The 20,367-nt window shown below is 61.1% G+C and carries 15 protein-coding genes and 1 tRNA gene; 6 read left to right on the forward strand and 10 right to left on the reverse strand.

All coding sequences use genetic code 11. The features are described 5' to 3' along the window. Nucleotides 1-7: 7 nt before the first annotated feature. A complete protein-coding gene (gene coxB, locus BLT85_RS15210; protein WP_093396575.1) occupies nt 8-1,132 on the reverse strand; it encodes a cytochrome c oxidase subunit II in 1,125 nt (374 codons plus the stop codon). Between the two features lie 387 nt (nt 1,133-1,519). Here coxB and BLT85_RS15215 point away from each other — a divergent pair, with 387 nt between their 5' ends. Next, complete coding sequence (locus BLT85_RS15215) at nt 1,520-2,164, forward strand: hypothetical protein (protein ID WP_093396576.1); 645 nt, start codon at nt 1,520-1,522, stop codon at nt 2,162-2,164. Between the two features lie 15 nt (nt 2,165-2,179). Here BLT85_RS15215 and BLT85_RS15220 read toward each other — a convergent pair whose 3' ends face one another. Further along, nucleotides 2,180-2,443, reverse strand: coding sequence for a YheV family putative zinc ribbon protein (locus BLT85_RS15220; RefSeq protein ID WP_093396577.1), 264 nt, complete (start codon nt 2,441-2,443; stop codon nt 2,180-2,182). After that, the gene (gene prlC / locus BLT85_RS15225; protein WP_093396578.1) at nt 2,440-4,482 is read right to left on the reverse strand and encodes an oligopeptidase A; all 2,043 of its coding nucleotides are present in this window, start codon (nt 4,480-4,482) and stop codon (nt 2,440-2,442) included. Before prlC ends, BLT85_RS15220 begins: the two co-directional genes overlap by 4 nt. A gap of 123 nt (nt 4,483-4,605) precedes the next feature. On the opposite strand from prlC, the gene BLT85_RS15230 reads away from it, so the two are divergent. After that, nucleotides 4,606-5,148: a gamma carbonic anhydrase family protein gene (locus tag BLT85_RS15230; RefSeq protein WP_093396579.1), complete on the forward strand. Its 543-nt coding sequence runs from the start codon at nt 4,606-4,608 to the stop codon at nt 5,146-5,148. A gap of 148 nt (nt 5,149-5,296) precedes the next feature. Beyond that, nucleotides 5,297-6,322: an NADP-dependent oxidoreductase gene (locus tag BLT85_RS15235; RefSeq protein ID WP_093396580.1), complete on the forward strand. Its 1,026-nt coding sequence runs from the start codon at nt 5,297-5,299 to the stop codon at nt 6,320-6,322. 203 nt (nt 6,323-6,525) lie between these two features. On the opposite strand, the gene BLT85_RS15240 is transcribed toward BLT85_RS15235, so the two are convergent. From BLT85_RS15240 to BLT85_RS15255, 4 genes are all read right to left on the reverse strand, one after another. Continuing rightward, nucleotides 6,526-8,193 (reverse strand): long-chain fatty acid--CoA ligase, encoded by a 1,668-nt coding sequence (locus BLT85_RS15240; RefSeq protein WP_093396581.1) that lies wholly within the window; start codon nt 8,191-8,193, stop codon nt 6,526-6,528. 123 nt (nt 8,194-8,316) lie between these two features. Then, complete coding sequence (locus tag BLT85_RS15245) at nt 8,317-9,012, reverse strand: sensor histidine kinase (protein WP_093396582.1); 696 nt, start codon at nt 9,010-9,012, stop codon at nt 8,317-8,319. After that, entirely contained in the window at nt 9,009-10,613 is a 1,605-nt protein-coding gene (locus BLT85_RS15250) for a tetratricopeptide repeat-containing response regulator (protein WP_093396583.1), read from the reverse strand. The genes BLT85_RS15245 and BLT85_RS15250 overlap by 4 nt, the downstream gene beginning before the upstream one ends. A gap of 172 nt (nt 10,614-10,785) precedes the next feature. Then, complete coding sequence (locus BLT85_RS15255; RefSeq protein WP_197673853.1) at nt 10,786-12,180, reverse strand: alpha/beta hydrolase domain-containing protein; 1,395 nt, start codon at nt 12,178-12,180, stop codon at nt 10,786-10,788. Nucleotides 12,181-12,412: 232 nt separating this feature from the next. Between BLT85_RS15255 and BLT85_RS15260 the strand changes: the two genes are divergently transcribed. Then, entirely contained in the window at nt 12,413-14,245 is a 1,833-nt protein-coding gene (locus BLT85_RS15260) for a glycosyl hydrolase family 79 C-terminal domain-containing protein (RefSeq protein WP_093396584.1), read from the forward strand. Nucleotides 14,246-14,299: 54 nt separating this feature from the next. On the opposite strand, the gene BLT85_RS15265 is transcribed toward BLT85_RS15260, so the two are convergent. Together BLT85_RS15265 and BLT85_RS15270 are read right to left on the reverse strand one after the other, a co-directional pair. Next, nucleotides 14,300-15,019: a hypothetical protein gene (locus BLT85_RS15265; protein WP_093396585.1), complete on the reverse strand. Its 720-nt coding sequence runs from the start codon at nt 15,017-15,019 to the stop codon at nt 14,300-14,302. A 705-nt stretch (nt 15,020-15,724) separates the two neighbouring features. Then, a tRNA-Arg gene (locus tag BLT85_RS15270) sits at nt 15,725-15,801 on the reverse strand. A 207-nt stretch (nt 15,802-16,008) separates the two neighbouring features. On the opposite strand from BLT85_RS15270, the gene BLT85_RS15275 reads away from it, so the two are divergent. Beyond that, complete coding sequence (locus BLT85_RS15275) at nt 16,009-16,443, forward strand: c-type cytochrome (RefSeq protein ID WP_093397823.1); 435 nt, start codon at nt 16,009-16,011, stop codon at nt 16,441-16,443. Nucleotides 16,444-16,496: 53 nt separating this feature from the next. Here the strand turns inward: BLT85_RS15275 and rep are convergent, their stop codons facing one another. Continuing rightward, nucleotides 16,497-18,503, reverse strand: a complete 2,007-nt coding sequence (gene rep, locus BLT85_RS15280) for a DNA helicase Rep (protein ID WP_093396586.1) — start codon at nt 18,501-18,503, stop codon at nt 16,497-16,499. 190 nt (nt 18,504-18,693) lie between these two features. On the opposite strand from rep, the gene BLT85_RS15285 reads away from it, so the two are divergent. Continuing rightward, nucleotides 18,694-20,364 carry a putative bifunctional diguanylate cyclase/phosphodiesterase gene (locus BLT85_RS15285; protein ID WP_093396587.1) on the forward strand — a complete coding sequence of 557 codons (1,671 nt, stop codon included), beginning with the start codon at nt 18,694-18,696 and terminating at the stop codon, nt 20,362-20,364. Nucleotides 20,365-20,367: the final 3 nt, after the last annotated feature.

Raw genomic sequence — 20,367 nt, forward strand, 5'->3', positions numbered from 1 at the left:
AGGTCTCCTATTGGCCTTCTTTGAATTCGAGGATTTCCAGCGGCGTCACCATCTCGCCGGTATCGTTACCCCAGGCGTTGCGTTCGTAGGTGATGACCGCGGCGATGTCGACTTCCGAGAGTTGCTTGCCATAGGCGGCCATGGCGGTGCCGGGCTTGCCGTTGACCACGATGTCGATGTGCGCGGGAATGTTGGTGGTGGCTATGTCGCTGCCCTTGAGCGCCGGGAACATCGGTGGAATGCCTTCGCCGCCAGGCTGGTGACAGGATGCGCAGGCGTTGGAATAGACGCCTTCGCCACGCTCGACCAGCTCTTCCAGGGTCCATTCCTTGTCGCGCAGCTCGGCTTCGCGAGCGGCCAGTTCCTTCTTCTCGGCCAGCCAGGTGGCGTAGTCTTCCTCGCTCTTGACCTCGACCACCACAGGCATGAAGGCGTGGTCACGGCCGCATAGCTCGGTGCACTGGCCACGGTAGATCCCAGGCTCATCGACACGGGTCCAGGCTTCGTTGATGAAGCCGGGGATGGCGTCTTTCTTGACCGCCAGATCCGGCACCCACCAGGAGTGGATCACGTCCGAGGCAGTGATCAGGAAGCGGACTTTCTGACCAGCCGGAATGACCATCGGCTCATCAACCTCAAGCAGGTAGTTTTCACCTTTCTGCATGGTGTTGCCGATGGCGTCTCGCGGGGTGGACATGGTGCTGAAGAAGCTGATGTCCTCGCCCAGGTAGCGATACTGCCAGCGCCATTGGTAGCCGGTGATCATGATGTCTACATCGGCTTCTTCGGCGTCGTAGATTTCGATCAGCGTGCGGGTCGCGGGGATGGCCATCCCAACCAGGATGACCAGAGGTATGACGGTCCAGGCAATCTCGACCGAGAGGTTTTCATGGAACTTGGCGGGCACGGCGCCGCGGGATTTGCGATGCATGACGATCGACCAGAACATCACGCCGAACACCAGTACTCCGATGGCGACGCATATCCAGAAGATGGTCATGTGTAAGTCGAATACGGAGTGGCTGACCTCGGTCATCCCCCTGCGCATGTTCACGGTCCAATCGGCACAGGCGGAGCTGCTTAGCCAAAGCAAAGACAGTCCTGCCGGCCAGGCGCTTGCTTGTCGCAACATTCCCGGTCCCCTTTTATTGTTGTTATCGCTTCCGAAGCGGGGGCAAGCAGGCGTAACCGGGTTGGTCACGTACGGCTGAGCGGGTAGGGTCGGCCTTTCCGGCCATCTTCCGCGCACAGCAACCCCCAAGCACTCCAGACTGTTCCGAGTATAGACCTGCGAGGCCGCTTGGCAATGCTTCTGTTGGGTTATTTTTGACCGCTGTCAAGACCTTTTCGGGGCGCGGCGAGCAGCCTGAGACGGCTGCGGAGAGGGTGTTTTGCTGGCGATGTGAAGCCAATTGGCTGGTTGTGACTCGTCGCTGAGTCACTTTGACGGATATGAACCCCTCTGCTAGCTTCAATCCGATCCGATTATCCAATCCCACCGCCCCGTCCGGGAGCAAGCATGAATATCACCGGCCTACGCGATCGTGTGCGCCTGGCTCAAGAACATGAGCAAAACGAAACTGCTCTGCGAAGCTGGCTCGACCAGCGCCTGCCAGAGCTGCACCAGTCGATCGTCGTCGAACGCGATGGCGTCGAGACACTTTTCAATTTCATCCGCTGCTACATCGAGCACGTACCGGATGTCCTCGAAGCGGCCGAATCCGTCGCCGAGACGGCAACGCTGCGCACCCAGCTGATGCCGGTGCTGAAGGTGGCTGAAGCGTTCTTTCTGCATCCGCCGGTATTGCCGGAAGATCACCAGGGCATGCTGGCGCTGCTTGACGAGGCCTATCTCGCCCATCGCCTGGTCGAGGAAGTGAATGATCGCTATGTGGTGAACGGCGGGGAACAGCTGATTCCCATGGACATCACCCGGGCCAACCTGATCGTGCATCATCTACTCGGTGAGCCGTTTGCCAACGAACTGGATGCAGCCGTGGACCAGGCCGTGCGCGGGCTGGTGCCGGACAGCCTGTTCAGTTCACCATTGTTTCGGGACTACCAGGCACGTATCGACCCGGCCATGCGCCGCGAGCTGTGGCAGCAGTGGCCGTGCATGTCCGAGACGCTTGGGGTAGGGATCCGCTGGCGCGGCGGAGTGTAGCGCCGCGCCAGGCGGTCAGGGCTTTTTCAGCTTGGGATTGGGAAAAAACTGCACCGTCTGCGATGTCGACGGCTGGGCCGGCTTGGCTGTCGTGACGCGCGTGGGGATTTCCCTCGGTACGGAATTGCCGCGGACGTCCAGCGTATCGGCGAAGCCGCAGGCGATGCACTCGCGATGCGGCACGCCCTCGACTTCGTACATCTTGATGGTGTCCATCGCGCTGCATGCCGGGCAGACCGCGCCGGCGATGAAGCGCTTGACGATCACGTCCTCGCTCATGCCGCTTCCCCGGTCAGGCCGCTATGGCGCAACAGCGCGTCGATCGACGGCTCGCGTCCGCGGAAAGCGACGAACAGCTCCATGGGCTCGCGGCTGCCGCCCTTGCCAAGGATATGTTCGCGGAACGCACGTCCGGTTTCCGGATTCAGCACGCCCTCTTCCTCGAACCGCGAAAAGGCGTCTGACGACAGCACTTCGGCCCATTTGTAGCTGTAATAACCTGCCGCATAACCACCGGCGAAGATATGCGCGAAGCCGTTCTGGAAGCGGTTGAACACCGGGGGGCGAATGACCGATACCTCGTCGCGAACCGCGTCGAGCACCTGTTGCACGCTACGCCCGGAGCGGCCCTGGGCGTGCAGCTCGAAGTCGAACAGGGAGAACTCCAGCTGACGCAGCATGCCGAGTCCGGACTGGAAATTCTTCGCCGCCAGCATCTTCTCGAGCAAATCCTGCGGCAGCGGCTCGCCGGTTTCGAAATGGCCGGAGATCAGCGCCAGCCCTTCGGGCTCCCAGCACCAGTTTTCCATGAACTGGCTGGGCAGCTCGACTGCGTCCCAGGCAACGCCGTTGATGCCTGACGCAGCGGAATAGTCGACGCGGGTCAGCAGGTGATGCAAGCCGTGACCGAACTCATGGAACATCGTGGTCACTTCGTCGTGGGTGAGCAGCGCCGGCTTGCCGCCCACGGCCGGCGTGAAATTGCACACCAAGTAGGCGACCGGCGTCTGCACCGCACCACCGGCCAGGCGGCGGCGATCGCGGAATCCGTCCATCCAGGCCCCGCCGCGCTTGTTGCTGCGCGCATACAGATCAAGGAAGAACCGTCCAATCACCTGGTCGTCTTCGATGACTTCGAACAGTCGGGCGTCAGGATGCCAGCGATCGAACTCGTTGATCTCGCGCATCTGCACACCGTACAGCCGCTCCGCAACCGTGAACATGCCATCCAATACGCGGTTGACCGGGAAATACGGGCGCAGCGCTTCCTGAGAAATCGCGTAGCGATGCTGGCGCAGCTTCTCGCTGTAGTAGCCGACATCCCAGGTCTGCAGGTCTTCGCAGCCGTGCTCGGCGGCGTACTCGCGCAGCGCCTGGAGGTCGGCTTCGGCGAAAGGTTTGCTGCGCGAGGCGAGGTCGCGCAGGAAGCCCAATACCTGGTTGGTGCTTTCCGCCATCTTGGTGGCGAGCGACAACTCGGCGTAATTGGCATATCCGAGCAGCTCGGACAGCTCAAGACGTAGCGCGAGGATCTCGTCGATCAGCGGGCCGTTGTCGAACTCGCCGGCGTTCGGACCCTGATCCGAGGCGCGGGTCGAATAGGCCGTGTACAGCTCCTCTCGCAAAGCGCGATCGTCTGCGTAGGTCATCACGGCGTAATAGCTGGGGAATTCCAGCGTGATCAAACAGCCTTCCAGGCCCTTGGCTTCGGCGGCCTGACGCGCCTGATCGAGTGCCGATTCAGGTAGGCCAGTCAGCACGTTTTGGTCGGTGACATGCTTGGTCCAGGCCTGGGTAGCATCCATCACCTGGTTGGAAAACTTGCTCTGCAGCTCCGACAGGCGCATCTGCAGTTCGCCGTAGCGCTTCTGCTGGGCCGGCGGCAGTGCGATGCCGGACAGGCGGAAGTCGCGCAGCGCCTTGTTGATGATCATCTGCTGGGTGGCGTCGAGCTGGGCAAAACGATCGCTTTCGGACAGCTGCGTGTAGGCTTCGAACAACGCCTGATTCTGACCCAGTTCGGTGAAAAATTCGCTCAGCAGCGGCAGGCAACTGTTGTATGCATCGCGCAATTCGGGCGTGTTTACCACAGAGTTCATGTGGCCTACCGGGGACCAGGCGCGCGATAGCCGCTCTCCGGTCTCGTCGAGCGGCTCCATCAGATCTTCCCAGGTCCACTCGGTCGGCGACGTGGCGAGCAGCGCATGAATCTGCGCGCGATTGTCCGCCAGGATCTGCTCGATGGCCGGCTTGACGTGCTCGGCGCGAATCGCGCTGAACGGCGGCAGGTCATAGTCTTGCAGCAGCGGGTTCGACATGGTGTACGGTATCCTGATTCGTAGTGACTGGTTTCACGTGCCATCTTATTGAATACGGGCGTGTTTGGCACGGCTACTGGTTTTATTCAATCGAGCTCAGAGTTTCGCTAAATGAGGTGACGCATGCATATACGATCCTTCGCTGACAAAACGCCGCAGCTGGGCCGCGCCGTGTTCGTCGACCCATCGGCCGTGGTGCTGGGCGACGTGGTGCTGGGCGATGATTGTTCTGTATGGCCGGCGGCGGTGATCCGTGGCGACATGCATCGCATCCGCATCGGCAATCGGACCAGCGTGCAGGACGGCAGCGTTCTCCACATAACCCATGCCGGACCTTACAACCCGGACGGTTATCCGTTGCTCATTGGTGATGATGTGACTATCGGCCACAAGGTTTTGTTGCACGGTTGCACACTTGGCAGCCGCATCCTCGTCGGCATGGGCAGTATCGTCATGGATGGTGCGGTCATCGAGGACGATGTCATCCTCGGCGCCGGGAGCCTGGTACCGGCCAACAAGACGCTGGAGTCGGGCCATCTGTACATGGGCAGTCCCGCCCGACAGGTCCGTCCGCTGTCCGAGAAAGAGCTATCCTTCTTCACCTACACCGCCGGCAATTATGTGCGTCTCAAGGACCAGCACCTGCAGCAGGAGTGGGCTGGCTGATTGCAGCCGGTGTTTCGCTCGGCCTGCTGCCTGATGATCAGGCCCGTGAATAGTCCCGGGTCAGGTCTGGATTAGTCGACGCCCTGGTTTACCATCGAAACAGTCGGGGTGATCCCCGTCCTGTCTACCAACCAATCGCGAGGGAAACATGTCTGCCCATACCAACCGCAAGATCGTACTCAACCAACGCCCGCAGGGCGAAATCCAGGAGGGCGATCTGCTCCTGAAGGAAGAGCCGGTACGTGACATCAGGGACGGCGAGGTGCTGGTCCAGACGTTGTGGCTGTCGCTGGACCCCTACATGCGTCCACGTATGAACGACAGCAAGGGCTACATGGATCCCATCGGCATCGGTGAGCCGATCGTTGGCGAAAGTGTGGCCCGCGTGATTGAGTCCAAGTCGGACAAGTATCAGGTGGGCGATATCGTCACCTGCTACTCGGGCTGGCAGGAGTACTGCAGCTTCCCGGGCGATGCGCCGATGGTCTACAAGGTCGACGCTGGTAGCGTTCCGCTGCAGGCGTACCTGGGTGTGGCTGGCATGCCGGGCCGTACCGGATATTGCGGGCTGATGTATGTCGGCAAGCCCAAGGCTGGCGAAACCGTCGTGGTCTCGGCGGCGTCGGGTCCGGTGGGTACCGTTGTCGGCCAGACCGCCAAGCAGCAAGGCTGTCGTGTTGTAGGCGTGGCCGGTGGCGAAGAAAAGTGCCGTTTCGTGGTCGAGGAGCTGGGCTTCGATGCCTGCGTCGATTACAAGGCCGGCAATCTGGAAGCGGATCTCAAGGCCGCCTGCCCGGACGGCATCGACGTATACTTCGAGAACGTCGGCGGCGAAGTGACCCGTGCGGTTGCCAAGCTGTTGAACAAGGGCTCACGCGTGCCAATCTGCGGCTACGTTTCAGCCTACAACGCTGAAGACGCCAGCAAGGTCGAAACTCCGTTCCACGTGTTTGGCGCCATGGGCGAGAACAAACCGGAGCATCGGTTCTTCCTGGTCACCGAATGGCAGGACAAGCATCAGGAAATCACCAAGCTGCTGGCCGACCAGGTCGCTTCGGGCAAGCTGAAGTATCGCGAGACAGTTGCCGAGGGTCTGGAGAACGCCCCTGAGGCATTCAAAGGGATGCTCAAGGGCAAGAACTTCGGCAAGCAGCTGGTGCATATCGCTGATTGAGCTGACGGCGCGTCCCTGCGGGAGCACTCTCGTGTTACCCCGTGGGAGCGCACCTGGGCGCGATAGCTGAGCCAGACCGACAGCCTATTGCGGCCAGCTCAGCGCGAATAGCGGGACCGTGCAGTCTTCATCGCGGTCATGCCCGCTCCTACCAAAACCGTGCCCAAGGACGAAGCGCACCTGGGCACGACGGCGGAGTCTCGTCAGGGCTGCTCGGCCTTGGCCCACTCCTCTTCCTGCAGCGCCCGCCACATGATTTTGCCGGTGGGCGATTTTGGCAGGGCGTCGACGAATTCAATCAGCTTCGGACACTTGTAGGCCGACATGTTCGCCTGGCACCAGGAGAGGATGTCGTCGGCGCTGACGTCCTTGCTTCCGGCCTCGAGCACGATCACCGCCTTGGCTGTCTCGCCGCGACGCTCGTCCGGTGCTGAAATGATGCATACCTCCTGCACCGCCGGGTGACCGTAGAGCAGCGATTCGACTTCTGCCGGCCAGACCTTGAAGCCGGACGCATTGATCATTCGCTTGACCCGGTCGACCAGGTAGAAATAGCCCTCCTCGTCGTAGTGCCCGATATCTCCCGAGCGAAAGAAGCGCTTGCCGTCGAGTTCCATGAAGGCTTCCGCCGTGGCTTCGTCGCGGCGCCAGTAGCCCTGGAAGACCTGTTCGCCATGCAGGATGATCTCGCCGGTCTCGCCGGGCCCGACTTCCTTCAGCGTCTCGATATCCACCACGCGCGCGTCAACGCCGATGATCGGAATGCCCAGGCATTGCGGCTTGGGTGCGTTCGGCGGATTCATGTGGGTGGCACTGATGGTTTCGGACAGACCATAGCCCTCCGAGTACTTCAGGCCCATCTTGCCTTCGAGCTTCGCCGCCACGGCGGCCGGCATCGGTGCGCCGCCGCCGCCAATCGCCTGCAGGCTGGACAGGTCGTACTGGTCGATGGTCGGCTCGGACAACAGATCAACGACCATGGTCGAGATGTTGCGCCAGCTGGTGATCTGGAAGTCCTGGATCAGCTGTGCCGCGGTCTTGCGATCCCAGCGGGTCATCACCACCTGCGTGCCGCCGATGTAGATCGAGCTGTTCATACAGACCTGCATGCCGGTGACGTGAAACATCGGCACCGAGACCAGCTGGCGGCTGGAATGCTGCGCATTGCCCCAGGCCGAACAGTACACCGTGGTGGCCATGACACTGTGGTGGGTATGCACGCATCCCTTGGGATTGCCGGTTGTGCCCGAGCTGTAGGGGATCACGCAGAGATCGTCAGGGCCGGTGGTCAACGGGCCGGGCGCATGGGCTTCAGCCAGCGCGGCTTGCCAGGCGGTGACCCCATTCCCGGCGGGGATGTCGCTGGGCAGGCGCACGGCGTCGGGGAGTTCGAGACTGGTCGGCTCGGAAACATATTCGGAGTAGGCGCTGGCCACGACTTGCTTCAGCGAGCCCTGGCCGATCAGTCCGGAAAAATTGTCCAGCAGCTCAAGTCCGCACAGGGCGAAGCTCGCTTCGGTGTCTTGAAGCAGGTATTCCAGTTCCGCCTTGCGGTTCATCGGGTTGACCGGTATCACCACCGCGTTTGCGCGCAGGATGGCGTAAAAGCCAATAACGAATTGCGGACTGTTCTGCATGTACAGCAGCACGCGATCCCCGCGCTTCACGCCGGCCTGCTGCATGTAGCCGGCCAGTGCTTCGGCCTGGCGCTCCAGTTCACGGTACGACAGCGAGGTGCCGTAGTAGATGATGGCGGGATGGTCGGGGTAGCGCAGGGCGGAGATGGTCAGGTTGCTGTACAGACTTGTCTGGGGCAATTCGAGAAAATGCGGTACCTGGTCGGGCCAGACCTGGTAGTGACGATCGAACATGGCATGTCTCCGGTTACGGCTCGGTCTTGTTCTTGCGAACAGAGGAGGCTAGCCGCCTGGCCCGACGCTGCAAACGGATAACAGCGTCCGTGTTGACGCGTCATAAGCGCAGGGAGGGTCGACTCAGGGCAGCCAGATGCGGAACTCGCCGCCACCCAGGCGACTTTCGTTGGTCAGTTCGATGTGTCCTTCGGCGCCATTACGCTGATGCAGGCGTGCGATGCGCTCGCCGAAGTACAGTCCCAGCCCGGTGCTTCCGGTACTCATGTCGATACCCAGCACGTACTCGGACTGCTTCTCGATCATCTGCGGCGGATAACCCTGTCCGTCGTCGCTGATGGCGATGCACAGCTGCTCGCCGTCCATGAGCGCCTCCAGATGAATCGCCGAGCGCGCGTAGCGAATCGAGTTGTTGATCACATTCGCCACCACGGAGCCGACCAGCTCGGGGTCGAAGTACCCCATCATGCCGTCGACCTCGACTTCATAGCTGCCTTCGATATGGCGTGCGCGAAGAATGTCGTCGTGACGCGCCAGCTGCGATTCGAGAAAATCCTCCACGTCCAGCCAGGTAGGCCGCAGGGGAAGCTGGTTGACCCCGAGTTTATACAGCCCGAGCATCTGTACCAGCATGCCGTTCAGACGCAGTGACTCGTACTCGATGATGCCGTGTTCGCGCGTGTCGTTCATCTCGGGTGGCAACGCTGCCAGTGAGGCGCTGTACGCCTGCATCAGAAGAGCGAGCGAGTTTTTCATGTCATGTACGGTCGAGGCGATGACCGTCGAGAAGTCCAGCGCCGGGCCTTCTTCCTCGCTCATAGCGACTCCACAGAGCGCTGCAGCTTCTGGTAGCGCTCGTAACGATGGTCGCTGCTGGGCATGCTGCGTACCTGATCCAGGCAGCGCATACATTCTGCCTTCAATCCCGGGTCACGCTCGGCGGCAAGCAGCCGGAGCAACGATTGCGCGGTGTTCAGAGCGAAGCTGATGTTCCGCGGCTGGCTGGCCAGCGCCTTGCGGAATGATTCCAGGGCCTCGGGAAACTGCTTCTGCTGGTAATGGCGGATGCCCTCGCGGTTGTGCTTCTGAGCGTCCGCGCCCGCGTTGAGAATCGCGGTGTCGTCGGTCTGCCCGGCGATGCCTTCCATTACCTTCGGGTCGTCGCCGTACATCTCCGCACAGGTCGCGAGTACTTCATCCGCCCGCTCGGCCTGGCCCAGATCGCGCAGCTGGCTGGCCACGGCCAGGGCTACGTCGGACGGAAAGAAGGTGCTCATCTCGCTCATGCGTTCAGCTGCCTGCTCGGCCATCCGCTTGGCGTCGTCGGCTTTGCCGGCCTTGGTCAGGGTGCGCGCCTGCATCAGGTTCGAACGGACCCCTAGTGCCGGATCGTCCCGCCAGGTCTTGTCCAGCTCACCGAGCGTCTGTCTGATTTCCACCAGTGCGCGGGGATTGAGGCTGCCCTCGCCGGCCTGGTCGGTCAGGCTGGCGGCGAGATTCAGGTGGTTTTCCGGGTCTCGGAATGCAGAGTTGCGGCCCAGATCCACGGCTTGGCGAAACGCGCGGACCGCGCGGTCATGGTCCTGGTTCTGCTGAGCGAGCTTGCCCAGCTCGGCCTGACGACGCAGCGTGTTCGGGGAGATCTTCACGCCCTGCTCGATGTACTGCTGCGCCTGGTGCGTGTCCCCTTCCGCTGCGGCTACTGCGGCCAGGCCGTCGTACAGTGCCGGCAGCATCGGGAACAGTTCGATGCCTCGCTCATACAGGGCACGCGCCTTGTCCAACTGCCCCGTGCTCCGATAATGACCGGCAAGCGCTACCAGAGCCCAGGGCATCGGACGATCATCGACCAGCTTGCTGAGCAGGCTTTCCAACTCGGCATGTTGACCAAGTTCGCGTAATGCATCGGCTAGATAGCGCTGGCACTGCGGCGCATAGCGCGGATGGCTCGCCATGATCTCGGCGCTGGCGCGGGCGACACTGCGATAATCGGACCTGGCCTGTGCGTCGAGTATCGGCTTGAGCGCGTTTTTCCGCTCCACCAGCTTGTCCAGGCGCTGTTGCAGGCTGGCACGAGTGAACGGCTTGGTGAGATAGGCGTCTGGTTCGGTTTCCAGCGCCGCCATGACCATTGCCTGGCTACTCTCTGCGGTGACCATGACAAAAATGCAGTGCGGGCTCAGCAGTTTGGCGTGATGCAGCTCTTCGAGAACCTGTTGGCCATTCTTGCCTTCGCCCAGGTTGTAGTCATGCAGGATGATGTCATAGGTGTTGCGCCGGCACTGTGCCAGGGCTTCGTCGCCGTTGGCGGCGGTGTCGACGTTCTGCACCGCCAACTGTCGCAGCATGCCGGTGACGGACGAGCGAAAGTCGGAGAAGTCGTCGACGACGAGAAAACGTTTCTTGCTGTAGTCGATCATTCAGTAACTCGACAGATCCAGTGGTTTTGAGTGCGCTTGCCTGCAGTGTAGCCGATGCGCCCACTCTGAACCGAAAGCCTATTGCCACTATAGCAGTCGCAGGGCAGCGCTGGTCCAGCCTGTCGGTGCGGAAACTGATCGAGCGTCCGTGCCCGAGTCAGCCTGGATCGCCCTAGCGACGCTTCTTGCCTACGTCCGATTGGGCTGCGGCACGCAGATTGTCGCGCGCATCATCCCGTAGCAGGTAGCCGGCGCGTACGTTTTCCGAATCCGTCCGGGCCACAGCGGTGACGTAGCGGCCATGGTTGCGGTACAGCTCGGCCAGAGCCTGATCGTCGAGTGGCTCGTAGCTACCGAACAGGAAGCAGAACGATTCACCCGCATTGCTGCCCGTATTGATCGCGGTAGGCGCGGTCACCTGCGAAAGCTGAATACCGCCTTGAGCCAGACCCAGTTCGTCACGTGCCTTGACGTTGCCATCGAACTCCAGATACGGCGCGGAGGGCGGCAATTCACCGTCGATCCAGTCGATCATGTGCTCATGTGCGGCGGCAATCACGTGGTGTAACGGCACGCGGCTGAACGGTTCCAACGCGCAGTTGTACTGCGGCGCACCGCCGGCCAGGTCGCGCTCGGACAGCGGTCGACGATACTCCTGGCCCTGGTAGCCTGAGTGGGCTGTACCAGCAACTTCCCAGCGTCGATAGACCGGGCTGTCGGGACGGCGGCCAAGCGGTGTGCGCACGTCGGTCTCCGAAAGGATGTGAAACACCGGTTCGTCACCTTCTCGCGTCGGCGCGGTGCCAACGATGAACTCGTAGCCATCGAATACCGGATTCTCGATCTGAGGCAAAATGCGATCGTAATAGACCGTCATCCGGCCGGCAGACTGAGAGCCGCCCATGGCGATGATCTTGTCGACGGACAATCCGCCCATCGGGTCGGCCCCTTCGGGACCGCGCACGGCTTCGGCTGCCTGGGCGAAGATTTCGTAGGAGAGCTGGTCAGTCATCCATTCACCATCCGCAGTCACGTCGAGCTCGCCGTAGCGGGTCGGACTCCACTCACGCAACTGGTTCACGCCAACCCGCTGTGCCGATACACCGATCCATGTGTAGCCATCGCGCATGATCTGCTCGCCATGCCACAGCGCATCCAGATCGTAGCCGGCGGTGACATTCTGCCACTCCATCAGCACCACTCCGTTAGAACGAGCCTCGGAGATCGGCCGGCGAACAAGAATGCGGGTGCGGTATGGCACGTCTTCGGCCAGCAGGGTGCCGTCGGTGGCGTAAGCATCTGCCTCACCGGACAGGTAAAACTCTTCTTCCACATAGCGACGCTTGGCCAGGTCGTCATAGGTCGCAAAGAACGGATAGGTCTCGGCAAGATCGCTTGATGCCGGGTCTCCGGGTGGGCTGCCGGGTATCGGGCCTTCTATTGTCGGCGCGGCGAGAAGGCTGGCCGAAAGGGTCATGCCCAGTGTCAGCAAAGCCGCTCTGAAGGCGGGAGATGGAGCGAAACGGGACGGGTCGGCGGGCGCCGACGGAGAGGGATGGTGGCGCATGGGCGTTCTCCGATTGTGTTGTTTTTATGAGACTGACCGGGAGGTAAGTCTCATTGAGGATTAGTTTGCGGTTTCGTTTCGGTCAAGGTCGTTGGTCGGGGGCGAGAAGGCTGCTGGCAAATCGCCGCGAGCGTGGCGGGGCGGCGAGGCGTCTGGGGTGGGCAAACCGGAATAGTCAGCTAGGCTTGATGGGTGTCAAAAACCACCTAATTGCCAGCACACGGGAGAGGACATGCATCGCATGATCGCCAGACCGCGTCGGGACGCGTCAACATCCGGCGACATCGGATCAGCCGGAGCCATCATTCGCTGGGTGGGCTGCGCATTGCTATGTCTGGGTCTGCTCGGCTGCGCCACCGGCGGTAATCAGCCGGAACCGGAGATCATTCGCAGCTTTGTCGCTGAGCCAGCCACCATCACTGCAGGCCAGAGCGCAACTCTGAAATGGCACGTCAATGATGCCCGGGAGGTGTCGCTAGGCGGCCTTCCAGCGCCGGCTGGCTGGTCGGAGACCAGTGTGTCGCCGATACGCACCACCACTTACCGCCTGACAGCGGTGGCCGGGGCCGGGCAGACAGCGACTCGCGAAGTCACGGTCACCGTCGATGAAGGACCGATCCTGGCCAAGGTCGCTATCGACCCTCAGGCAAGCGGGCCGACCCTGCCTGGCGGCTTTCTGGGGTTGTCGCATTCCGCGGCGCAGGCGCAATTGCTGATGGGCGATCCGTCGATCGGCGCGAACCCGGTCTATCGGCAGCTGCTGGCCAACCTCATGCGTGACAGCGCCGGGCCGCTGAGCCTGCGCATCGCGCGTGACGGAACGGGTGACGCGAGCGTTCCCGACCGTTCCCTGACCACGGCACTGGCTAGTCTTCATCAGGAGATGAGCGGCATTGGCGAAGGCGTGCAGTACATTCTCGGGCTGGACATGAAGCAGGGCGTGCCCGGCCTGGCACGCATGCAGGCCCAAACGTACACGCAGAATCTGCCCGCCCAGGCGATACACGCGTTCGAGCTGGGGTCCAGGCCTGATCTGTTCGTCGAGCAGGGCCACCGCCAAACGGACTACGACTTCGCGGAATATTTCGCTGAATACCAGTTGTATGCCGAACAACTGCAAGAAGTAGCCGGCTCGAGCCTGGTGACTACCGCGCCATCGACGGCGCCTGGTAGCGAATCAGCGCAAGGCGAATTCGCCGAGCCAGCGCAGGTCGAGCACATGCTTATGAGCGCCTTCGACGTAATCGGCGAGGTCAGCCAGTACCCCGTATCGGGAACGGAGGCCGCCTGTGAGCCGGCTCACTTGCTACAGCCGGCCATGAGCACGCGAGCCGTGGAGCAGCTACACCCTTATCTGCAAGTGGCCCGCCGGGCGGCCAAACCTTATCGTCTGATTGAAGTGGATACGGCCATATGTGGTGAGGATGCAGCAGCGAGCGACACCTTCGCAGCGGCACTGTGGCTTGCCGATGCACTGTTCGAACAGGCCTATGCTGGCGTGTCGGCGGTAAATGTGCAGAGCAATCTGTGGGCTGCGGAAGGTGGCTGGGACCCTCAGGGGCTGTTTCATGTCGCGATCCCCGCGCAGCAATACAAGGTCTCCGCTGCCCGCGCTGCTCCGCCTGCAGAGGACGCTTTCAGTACCGAGTACAGCCTGCGCCGCGTACTGCCGCAATATTATGCTTTGCTGTTCTTCGCCGAAGCGACTGCTCGCCAGGCGGAATTACTGCCCGTTTCGGTGGCCAGCGACGACAACGTCAAGGCCTGGGCTACCCGGGATCGCCAGACCGGGCGAATCACCATCGCGCTGATCAACAAGGACAGGCAGGCCTTCGGCCGGGTGCGGCTGGAGATGCCCGGCTACACCCGGGGCGAGGTCAAGCGCTTGACCGCGGCAACGATCGAGACGCGGGATCAGATCCGCTTCGGTGGCCAGACTTTCGACGGTAGCACCGATGGCGTGCCACTTGGTGTGGAGCAGCGCGAGCGCGTGGAGCTTACCGATGGTGTGTTGGAAGTGGCGCTTGACGCAGGTAGCGCGATGCTGCTGCGCCTGGGTCGTTAAAGTCCGAACGTGCAACGGCCCGCACCCGCAGGCCGTTGATACGTGTATGGGCAATCACAACATCAGAAGCAGCGCCGCGTAGGCTACTGTGCCCGCGAGGAAAGCGCTGAAGCGGCTTTCGCGCTCTTCTGGCAGTTCTTCCTTCAGGACGTTGAGCACGACGCTACCGGTCAGGAAAGCGATCGCGGCGGACGTGGCGAGTTCGGATAGTTCGATGGCCTGCCCAAGGGCCCAGCCGGCCAGCACGGCAACCGAGAGTACCCAGCGCCCGCGCTGTCGAAACAGCGACTTGTGGTCCTGCTGCAGACCGAAATCATTGACCATGAAATGCAGCCCCAGCGCGACCGTGAACAGGACCAGATTGCCGAGACCTGGTTCTTCGCGGTGCACCAGCAGATAGCCAATCAAGACGTTGTAGGCGCTGAACGAGGCGATATGCAGCCAGAACACGCTGGAGGGCGGCGGCGCACCGGGCGGCAGTTTGCGCCGATGGACCTTCATCGCCTGCTCGAGGCCGTAGAAACACACCAGGCCGGAGAGTGCCAGCAGATAGGTGTGGTGCTCCAGGTAGCTGAGCAGATCGAATCGCGCCTCTTCTATCACCTCCTGACCTCGTGCCAGCTCTGGCAGCAGATGAATGAACACATAGGCCACCGAGACCCCGCCGGCCATCGACAGCCAGCGGCTCCTGGGCGTGCCATGGAGAAAGCGCAGGCGTTCGGTGTACAAATGGACGAGGATGAAGGCGAGAGTGGCGAGGAAGGTCGCTAGCATGAAGTCCGTTCTGAGATCGATGACTGTGCCTTGTCTGACATCTCATGCGGCGAGAGGGTCAATCCACTCGGAGTCGGCGCGCGTCTGGCCAAAAGGTCCGAGTGTCATCTCAGGTTTCGCGGTTTTCCTGCCCGCGCGTTAGCGAATCGAAATGTACAGCAGCACGACAGACATCACAGATAGGAACCCGATCAAGGCGCCGACAAATTCGAGCATGACATTCCAGGTAGGAAAGAGAGGCGAGGGAATCGCGGATATTCGTCGACTGCTGCCGAACGGACATAGCGAGGACGGTGAGGGTGATGGGTGAGGGAGAAGAGGCCGGACAGTGCGCTCTTTAGTGGCGAATTGATAGCGCTATTTCAGGCTATGGAAAACAAAGAGCCAGAACGGTCGGTTTTCGAAGCTGTGGCGGCAGATTGAGGTGTGCTGAACGACAGGTTCGGGTCGTTGGATCGTGTCGTTGGGGAACTAGCTCGAAAGGATTGGCTGCGAATCGCTTTAGCGATTCTTGGGGCTTCGCCCCGTCGCCGCTGTACGGCTCCGCCCAAATCGCTTTAGCGATTTTTGGGGCTTCGCCCCGTCGCCGCTGTACGGCTCCGCCCAAATCGCTTCGCGATTTGTCGAACGACAGGTTCGAATCTACCGTCCGATACACCTTTTCAAACTAAAAAGCCCAGCTTTCGCTGGGCTTTTTAGTTTGATTGGCGCACCCGACAGGATTCGAACCTGTGACCCCTGCCTTCGGAGGGCAGTACTCTATCCAGCTGAGCTACGGGTGCATTGCAGGGCCGCAATAATACGCATTGTCGGTGGGAACGTCCATGCCTGCTGGTGGGAAACGCGCTCGTGCTGCGGCGATTGGCCGCCCTGCGCGGCTTTGCGCGGCGGGGCTATTTTGTCGCCTGTGGGTTTACCGGTATACTCGCGCACATTGTCCGGGCATCGTACCCAGGCTGCTACCTATAGCGATGATGAGGATGTATAAGGTGACGACTGTGAAAAAACTTCTGGCTGCCTCTGCGGCCTTGCTTGCTCTGGCTGCCGGCAGTGCTTTCGCGGCCACCGACGACGAGATCGCCGAGCGCATCAAGCCCTACGGCGATGTCTGCTATGTGGGTCAGCCGTGTGCCGAAGAAGCCGGCCCGAGCACTGCGGGTGCGTCCGGTGGCGGCGCGCGGTCGGGGGAGGAAGTCTACGGCAAGTTCTGCACAGCCTGTCACGGCGCTGGCGTTCTCGGTGCCCCGAAGATGGGCGATAGCGCTGCCTGGGAGAGTCGCCTGGCCAACCACAATGGCAGCTTCGACGAGCTGGTCCAGTCGGCCATCACCGGTATTGGTGCGATGCCGCCGAAAGGTACCTGTGCCGATTGTTCGGACGAGGAAATCGCCGCTGCCGTTCAGCACATGTCCGGCCTGGAATAAGCGTTTCGCAGTATCGGAAAGCCACCTTCGGGTGGCTTTTTTGTGCTTGATTCTCAGCTTTTCAGCATGCTGCGGATGTCGGCCAATGCGTTGCGTCCGCGGGCCTGCTTCTGCTCCACGGGCGCGTCGTCGGTGCCCTCCCACTCCAGATCTTCCTTTGGCAGCTCATCCAGAAAGCGGCTCGGCAGACAGTCGATCACTTCGCCAAACTGACGGCGGCGCGCGGCGAACGTGAACGTGAGATTGCGCTTGGCCCGGGTGATGCCTACGTAGGCCAGGCGGCGCTCCTCCTCGACACTGTCCGCCTCGATACTCGAGCGATGCGGCAGGATTTCCTCTTCCATCCCGAGAATATAGACGTGCGGATATTCCAGGCCTTTGGAAGCATGCAGCGTCATCAGCTGCACCCGGTCGGTGTCCTCTTCTTCCTCGTGCCGCTCGAGCATGTCGCGCAGTACCAATTTGGAGATAGCGTCCTCGATGTCCGTTTCTCCGGTTTCGTCACGCTCGATGGTGGTCTTCAACGCATCGAGCAGGAACCAGACATTGCCCATGCGCTTGGCGGCGATCTCGTCGCTGGAGCAGTTCTGGCGAATCCAGTTTTCATAGTCCAGATCCAGCACCATGTCGCGCAGCACGCCGATTGGTTCTTCCTTGGCGCAACGGGTGCGTATGCCGTCCAACCAGCGCTGAAAGCGCTGCAGCCGCTCCAGGTAGCGTGGCTCGAGGTGCTCGGCCAGGCCCATTTCCGCACAGGCCTGGAACAGGCTGACCTGCCGGTCGTTGGCATAGTTGCCGAGCTTTTCCAGCGTCGCCGGGCCGATTTCCCGGCGCGGTACGTTGATCACCCGCAGTAGCGCGTTGTCATCATCCTGATTCACCAGCAGGCGGAAATAGGCCATCAGATCCTTCACTTCCTGACGGCTGAAAAAACTCGTGCCGCCGCTGAGATGGTAGGGAATCTGGTGGTGCTGCAGCTTCAGCTCGATGAGGCGCGACTGGTGGTTGCCTCGGTAGAGAATGGCGATGTCGCGCCAGGCCAGCTTGTGCTTGAGGTGCAAGGTCTGGATATCCGTAGCCACCCGCTCCGCCTCGGCCTCCTCGTTGCGGCAACGGACCACGCGGATCGGGTCGCCGTAGCCGAGTTCGCTCCACAGCTGTTTCTCGAACACGTGCGGGTTATTGGCAATCAGCGTATTGGCGGCGCGCAGGATGCGGCTGGTCGAGCGGTAGTTCTGCTCGAGCATGACCACCTTCAGCGACGGGAAATCTTCCTTGAGCTGTGCCAGGTTCTCCGGCCGCGCCCCACGCCAGGCGTAGATCGACTGGTCATCGTCGCCGACCACGGTAAACCGCGCCTGATTACCAACCAGCATCTTCACCAGTAGATACTGGCTGGCATTGGTGTCCTGATATTCATCGACCAGCATATAGCGGATGCGAAACTGCCATTTCTCCAGCACGTCCGGATGTTCACGAAACAGCACGACCGGGATCAGGATCAGATCGTCGAAATCGACCGCGTTGTAGGCCTTGAGGGTGCGGTTGTAATGCGTGTACACACTGGCGGCGGTCTGCTCGGCAGGCGATTTCGCCTGGGCCAGGGCCTGCTCGGGGGTGACCAGGTCATTCTTCCAGGCCGATATCTGTGACTGGATGCCCTCGATACCGTCGTCTGCGCCATAGTCCCGATGCATCAGGTCGGTAATCAGCGCGTTGGCGTCCTGCTGGTCGAAGATCGAAAACCCTGGCTTGTAGCCGAGCCGCTTGTGTTCCTTGCGGATGATATTCAAACCCAGATTGTGAAAGGTCGACACGGTAAGGCCGCGCGCGTCACCGCCCTTGATCAACTGACCGACACGTTCTTTCATCTCGCGCGCGGCCTTGTTGGTAAAGGTCACCGCAACGATGTACTGCGCCTTGATCCCGCACTCGCGTACCAGATAGGCGATCTTGCGCGTGATCACACTGGTCTTGCCACTGCCGGCACCGGCAAGTACCAGTAGCGGACCGCTGATGTAGCGGACGGCTTCCTGTTGTCTGGGATTGAGAGTGGACACCGCGTCGTCTCCTGCGTTGGCCGCGCATTCTAGCAGTCCAAACGATGCTCGACAGCGCGGCGGTCGGACGATAGTCTAGGGATGTATCTTTATTTTTCGAACAAGCTACTTTATAAAGCTTGTCTATATATCTAATTTCACGATGTTTTTTGATAGATCCGTGGGGGATCGATTGTCTGCCGACCGTCCGATGCAGCGTATTGTGTTGCTCGATAGCGACCCGGGTGCTCATTTGCTCCTGTGCCGCAGGCTGTCGGCTATCAAGTCAGCGCCCTTCGAACTGCTGCTCTGCGACGATTGGGAGCAGGTCCAGCCGATGATCGCCCAGGGCGCGGTAAGCGCCGTGATGGCGCGCAAATCGTTCCTTGACCCCCTTCGTGACTGCAGCGTCCCGCTGATCTGCCTCTCCTCCGAACCTGATTTCAATCCCCTGCCTTCCAGCATCGCCGACAGTATCTGGGATCAGGCCAGCGCCAGCGAACTGATGCGATGCCTGAACTATGCGATCGAACGGCATGCGCTACGCACTGCCCTCGACCATGCCGCCAGCTACGATCCGCTGACCGGCACCTGTAACCGGCAGATGCTGCATGACCGGCTCAAACAGGGGATGCGCCGCGCACTACGCACCAATCAGCCTCTGGCAGTGCTGTTTATCGACCTCGATAATTTCCGCCATGTGAACGACACGCTAGGCCATGGCGCTGGCGATAGCATCATCTGCGAAGTGGTCGCGCGCCTGCGGGGGGTACTGCGCAATACTGATACCATCGGCCGTATGGGGAGCGACGAGTTCGGTGTGATCGTCGAGGACTTCAGTAGTCCGGGTAATTTGTTGCAGGTGGCGCAGAAGATCACCAATGAGCTGGCCGAGCCATTTTCGGTCGATCGTGAAAGCCTGCTGCTCGGCTGCAGCATCGGCATCGCCACGTATCCCGACGGCGGCCAGACCGTCGACAGCCTGATATTGCATGCCAACATGGCCATGCAGCAGGCCAAGGCCCATCGTGGCTGCAACTTTCACTTCTATGACGACCGCATCAATCTGCAGGCCAGCAGCCTGATCGAATTCGAAGGCGCACTGCGTCAAGCGCTAAGGCGCAACCAGTTCGAGCTGCACTACCAGCCGCGCGTGGATCTGCGCAGCGGCAACATCGTGGGTCTCGAAGGCCTCATTCGCTGGCGACATCCCGAACGCGGTCTGCTTGGACCGAATGAATTCATTCCCTTGGCCGAAGAGAGTGGTCTGATCGTACCGATGGGCTACTGGGTCATCGCCCGCGCCTGTCATGATCTGACCCAGCTGCGGCGACGGCGCCTCGACAACATTCATGTCGCGGTGAACATGTCCTTCCGGCAGTTCCAGGACAGCCAACTGCTGCCAACGGTCAAGCGCTTGCTGGAAAAGACCGGCATCGACCCGCATCTGCTCGAGTTCGAACTTACCGAAACCGCGGTCATGCAGCACCCCGAGCAAGTGCAGATGACCATGACCGGGATGACCGGCCTGGGTGTGCGATTCTCGCTCGACGATTTCGGTACCGGTTTTTCTTCCTTCGTTCATCTGCACCGCCTGCCGATCAACCTCCTCAAGCTGGACCGCAGCTTCGTGAAAGGCATTGCACACCGTGACGGCGATCGCCAACTGGTAAGTGCGATGATCGAGATGGGTCATAGCCTGGGGTTGGAGGTGGTCGCCGAAGGCGTTGAACATCGTCAGCAGCTTGAGCTGCTGCGCCAGCTCGGTTGTGACCAGGTGCAGGGGTTTTTCATCAGCCCGGCATTGGCCTTCGAAGAGCTCTGTTATTTCCTCGACGCATACAGCATGGGCCGCGACGACGCACGGGCCAACGACCCCTGAGCT

Origin of the sequence: Halopseudomonas xinjiangensis (assembly GCF_900104945.1) — a bacterium.
Lineage (GTDB): Bacteria > Pseudomonadota > Gammaproteobacteria > Pseudomonadales > Pseudomonadaceae > Halopseudomonas > Halopseudomonas xinjiangensis.

What these genes read in the sequence shown, in the direction of transcription:
- BLT85_RS15215 (WP_093396576.1), top strand. Translation starts at nt 1,520, where the DNA reads ATGAATATCACCGGCCTACGCGATCGTGTGCGCCTGGCTCAAGAACAT.
- BLT85_RS15265 (WP_093396585.1), bottom strand. Translation starts at nt 15,019, where the DNA reads ATGCTAGCGACCTTCCTCGCCACTCTCGCCTTCATCCTCGTCCATTTG.
- BLT85_RS15285 (WP_093396587.1), top strand. Translation starts at nt 18,694, where the DNA reads ATGCAGCGTATTGTGTTGCTCGATAGCGACCCGGGTGCTCATTTGCTC.
- BLT85_RS15260 (WP_093396584.1), top strand. Translation starts at nt 12,413, where the DNA reads ATGCATCGCATGATCGCCAGACCGCGTCGGGACGCGTCAACATCCGGC.
- prlC (WP_093396578.1), bottom strand. Translation starts at nt 4,482, where the DNA reads ATGTCGAACCCGCTGCTGCAAGACTATGACCTGCCGCCGTTCAGCGCG.
- BLT85_RS15250 (WP_093396583.1), bottom strand. Translation starts at nt 10,613, where the DNA reads ATGATCGACTACAGCAAGAAACGTTTTCTCGTCGTCGACGACTTCTCC.
- BLT85_RS15245 (WP_093396582.1), bottom strand. Translation starts at nt 9,012, where the DNA reads ATGAGCGAGGAAGAAGGCCCGGCGCTGGACTTCTCGACGGTCATCGCC.
- BLT85_RS15235 (WP_093396580.1), top strand. Translation starts at nt 5,297, where the DNA reads ATGTCTGCCCATACCAACCGCAAGATCGTACTCAACCAACGCCCGCAG.
- BLT85_RS15220 (WP_093396577.1), bottom strand. Translation starts at nt 2,443, where the DNA reads ATGAGCGAGGACGTGATCGTCAAGCGCTTCATCGCCGGCGCGGTCTGC.
- BLT85_RS15230 (WP_093396579.1), top strand. Translation starts at nt 4,606, where the DNA reads ATGCATATACGATCCTTCGCTGACAAAACGCCGCAGCTGGGCCGCGCC.
- BLT85_RS15255 (WP_197673853.1), bottom strand. Translation starts at nt 12,180, where the DNA reads ATGCGCCACCATCCCTCTCCGTCGGCGCCCGCCGACCCGTCCCGTTTC.
- BLT85_RS15240 (WP_093396581.1), bottom strand. Translation starts at nt 8,193, where the DNA reads ATGTTCGATCGTCACTACCAGGTCTGGCCCGACCAGGTACCGCATTTT.
- coxB (WP_093396575.1), bottom strand. Translation starts at nt 1,132, where the DNA reads ATGTTGCGACAAGCAAGCGCCTGGCCGGCAGGACTGTCTTTGCTTTGG.